This is a genomic window from candidate division WOR-3 bacterium (assembly GCA_016867815.1).
Classification (GTDB): Bacteria; Hydrothermota; Tepidihabitantia; order Tepidihabitantales; family Tepidihabitantaceae; genus UBA2258.
In genome coordinates this window covers 1-3,815 of record VGIR01000163.1, presented here as the reverse complement: position 1 = coordinate 3,815, position 3,815 = coordinate 1, and the positions used below count along the sequence as shown (strand labels likewise).

The 3,815-nt window shown below is 62.1% G+C and carries 5 protein-coding genes; all 5 read right to left on the bottom strand.

Annotation, left to right across the window (positions count from 1 at the left end; translation table 11 throughout):
• Window positions 1–904: 904 nt before the first annotated feature.
• The gene (gene lspA / locus FJY68_13785; protein MBM3332896.1) at window positions 905–1,609 is read right to left on the bottom strand and encodes a signal peptidase II; all 705 of its coding nucleotides are present in this window, start codon (window positions 1,607–1,609) and stop codon (window positions 905–907) included.
• Complete coding sequence (locus FJY68_13780; GenBank protein MBM3332895.1) at window positions 1,492–2,055, bottom strand: hypothetical protein; 564 nt, start codon at window positions 2,053–2,055, stop codon at window positions 1,492–1,494. The genes lspA and FJY68_13780 overlap by 118 nt, the downstream gene beginning before the upstream one ends.
• A gap of 241 nt (window positions 2,056–2,296) precedes the next feature.
• Window positions 2,297–2,500 (bottom strand): hypothetical protein, encoded by a 204-nt coding sequence (locus tag FJY68_13775; protein ID MBM3332894.1) that lies wholly within the window; start codon window positions 2,498–2,500, stop codon window positions 2,297–2,299.
• Window positions 2,501–2,574: 74 nt separating this feature from the next.
• Complete coding sequence (locus FJY68_13770; GenBank protein ID MBM3332893.1) at window positions 2,575–3,228, bottom strand: DUF3078 domain-containing protein; 654 nt, start codon at window positions 3,226–3,228, stop codon at window positions 2,575–2,577.
• On the bottom strand, window positions 3,153–3,605 hold the full coding sequence (gene mscL / locus FJY68_13765; GenBank protein ID MBM3332892.1) for a large-conductance mechanosensitive channel protein MscL: 453 nt from the start codon (window positions 3,603–3,605) through the stop codon (window positions 3,153–3,155). The genes FJY68_13770 and mscL overlap by 76 nt, the downstream gene beginning before the upstream one ends.
• Window positions 3,606–3,815 lie beyond the last annotated feature (210 nt).

Here is a 3,815-nt window from a genome sequence, read left to right as displayed (position 1 = left end):
TCGAGCAGTTGGATACGCTCAGACGGGCGCTGGGAATGGCCGAACAGAAAAGGGAGTCCAGCCTTCGGACCACCGGCCAAAAACTGACAGCCTGAGATGGATTTTACAGGAGAATCCGGACTTGACCCACCTGTTGCGGACGCCGTTGCGACTGGATGAGCAGCGGCTGTAGCGAGAGCCGGACCGGATGCCGTTCCGGAGGGTTGAGCGGTAGTCGTTCCATGCGCCGTTGTGGTAGCCGCTGCGAGTCCCGGAGCGAGGGCTGCACAAGGGGCAAGAGCTCCCCCTACCGTCCAGGGGATGGTAGTTGCACGCAGACGAAGTCAGAAGTCAGATGTCAGAAGCTAGAAGTCAGAACTGCGGAAGGGACTGAAAGACAATGACTTAGCGGCGGTGTTGACGAAAGACCATGGACCGGGGACTAAAGAATGGTCGCGACGCGTCTTGTTCACGTCTAGCCAATAGCGCACACACCATTAGTAGTGGTCCGGCCGTTCCCGACCACAATTCTGCCGGGGAGTGGACGGCCCACAGGCCGCCTGGTGGGTAGCTTCCACCAATGGAACTTGGCACGCGACGACCCATGGAACTGCCGGAGCTTGTCCGCAAGAATCGACGCGAGCAACGAACCGAGCGACAACTGGAGCGACGACTTGAGCATCTTCGCAAGCAACGCGCGGTGCAACGCAGTACGCAACGTCGGATGCAGCTTGCGATGCAGCTCACGATCCAGTCACCGACGAATCGACCGACGCGACGCACCACGCAGCCTACGACACGTCTGCCGGTGCTTCGACCCGTGCTTCGCCGCATGCTTCGCAAGACCCGACTGCGCCGGCTGCGAACGTTCGTTGATGAGCCTCGGCTTGGATCCGAGCCGATGGAGCCGTGAGGTTCTGAGCGGCTAGCTCTGTCCGGAAACGGGCGGAACTGGGGTTGACTTCGGACCCTCGGCCATGGGTCTGTTCTTCCCCCAGCCGAGGAACTCGTGGGCGAGGATCATGATGACTCCGGCCACCGCGAACGCGTCGGCAAGGTTGTAGGTGTACCAGCGGGTGTTACCGATTCCCATGTCGATGAAGTCGACGACCGAGCCGAAGCGGACCCGGTCGATGAGATTGTTGCCTACGCCCCCGCCGAGAATCATCCCCAGGGCGATGCCGAACCAGCGATCCGAGCTCCGCAGGCCGATGACGATGACGACGATGACAACCAGAATCGGCAGGACGTAGTGCATCCAGACCGGACCATACGACAGGCCGAATAAACCCCGCGGGTTCATCGTCAGGGAGACCCTGAGCGCATCGCCGAGCAACTGGTGCGGCACGTGCAGAGTCTCGTACCGTAGAACCAGCCACTTGGTGAGCTGGTCGAGCGCCAGGGCGAGCACGGCCGTAACGATGAACCAGAACCGCGGGCCCCAGAGGAAACGACGAGTGACGAGTGACGAACGACGAATCTCGGATTCCTGAGTATCCGTGGAGCGTGGGTTCATTCGTGAATCTCCCCCGGGGTCCCGAAGCCGGTTCCCGGTTTCTTCTGGACCACGTGGACGGGCATGGCGCTGAGCCGGCCGAGGACCCGTCCCCGGCGCCAGAGCGGCCACCATTCGTGGAGGTAGATCTGCACCGGCCGCCACATCGCTACCCACCCGGCAATGGTCAGGCTCTCGCGCGCGATACCCGTGCCCGCGCCGGCCGCATTCCCGAGGACCAGGTTTCGCACCGCCAGGCATGCGGTAAGAAACGCGAGGCCGACGAGTAAGCTGGTCCGGCCGTCCTCCATCAGGCGCCGAAACGCCAGCCGGTTCAGCTTGGCCCGGTAGGCGAAGAAGTTGTGCACGGCTTCGGTCATCCAGGCGGACGGGTCCTTGTCGGGCATGTGCTCGAGGTGAATCGTGAGCGAAAGCGGCTCGCCGTGCGAATACTCCTGCGCCCAGTTGAGGATGAACTCCTCGGCGTCGCCGTCCAGGTCTTTGTCGACGAACGGCGATGGGTCCATGGAGTTGAAGAGCTGGTTCGGCTCGTGCAGTTCCAGTTCTATCCGGCCTTTCATGCCACATCATAGCGACAGTTCTGACATGCGGCAAGGAGGACAGAAGCGCGCGGGACATGACCGAAATCCTCCTCGGATTTCGGATCGTGTCCCAAGCCCGGCCACCACCAAGACACCAAGGCACCAAGCGGGCAAGGACGGCACTTCTGCCTTGAACCTCGAGCTGCGGGCCTCTGACTTCGCCTGAGCAGGACGCGGCGAGGGGAAACCCTCGCCGCGTAGCCGAGTCCGGCAGACGGCGCTAGATGAACTTGTAGGTCAGGCCGAGGGCGAGTGTCTCCTTCAGCCTGAGCTTGTCGTGTATCTCTGTGTCGTAGAGCAACTGCGCAGTCAGGTTCACCATCACGTACTTGGTTATACTCGCAGCCGCGGTATTGTCCCAGCCGACGTCCAGTGCTTTCCACTTACCCTCAGGGTCGTCTGCCGCGTCGGAGAAGAACACCACCTGGAACAGGGCCAGCTTGCTGGTGTAGGTGATCTTCTCCTGCGCCAGCGGCGTGGTGAAATCAGACGCAAACGTCAGGCCGCCGTGTTGCTGAGCTGGTTCGAGGTCCGCTCGTCGAGCCGCTGCTTGAGGCCGAAGCCAAGCCGGCTGACGAGTTCGGTCTTCTCGCGCTTGACGATCTGGCGGGCGACACCGAGCGCCTCGTTCAGGTTCAGCGGGTTGAGGAACGGGTCAGCGACCGTGTCCCCTTTATCCCAGAACTGGCTTTGAACCTGCGCGCTGGCGTACGGGTCGACAACGAAACCGAGCGTGAGGCGCAGTACCGACTCGAAGTTGATCTCGTCGGTAGATTTGACCGGCGCGCCCCAACTGCCGGAATCATCCTGGGTCGAGGTCTGGCCGAAAGCCAGTTGCAAGGCGTTTCTTGTGTTCACCTTCGAGCCGAGCCGTTTCTCGGCCAGCATATTCGAGTTGGCGGCATAGGCGAGCAGGCCGGTCGAGCCGCCGCCCCAGTTGGTCGTGTGGGCGTTCTGGTTGAACGTCAGGTTGGCGTCAACCGCGAGGTTCCAGGGCGTTGCCCCGGCCAAGGCCGCGACGCGGCCAGCAGTATCCCGATGCGGGTCATTTTGCTCCCCTCGGTCGAATCCGGACTCTAGGCCTTCAGTTCCGACGTGCAGTGCGGGCAGCGCGTCGCCTTGATCGGCACCGCCGAGAAGCAGAACGGGCAGTCTTTGGTCGTCGGCGCGGCGGCCGGAGCCGGCTTCGGCCGCTTGAGCTGATTGACGCCCTTGACCAGCATGAAGATGGCGAAGCCGACGATGACAAAGTTGATGATGGTGTTGATGAACACACCGAAATTGAGCGTCACCGCTCCCGCCGCCTGGGCCGCCGCCACCGAGGCGTACGGACCCGGCGTCCCGCCCTCCTTGAGCACGGCTAACATGTTGGCGAAGTCGACCTTGCCCAGGAGCAGCCCGATGGGTGGCATGATGACGTCTTTCACCAGCGAGTTGACGATGGTCCCGAACGCGGCGCCGATGATGATACCGACTGCCATGTCCATCACGTTCCCGCGCATGATGAACTCTTTGAACTCTTTGATCACGTCTTACCTCCTTTTGCGGACATAGTCCATCACCCCCGATTCTCACCAGGCACGGGCAGAAGTCAAGCCGCGAGGAGTTCGCGGAGTTCTGGCCTGGGTACATGGTGACCCCCTGAGAGAGGTAAGACGGTCAGCGGGAATTGCTCCGCGGAGATGGAGAGAGATGAGACGGAACGTGCGTGAGATTTGTCGGTCGGCAGGCGCTCGGAT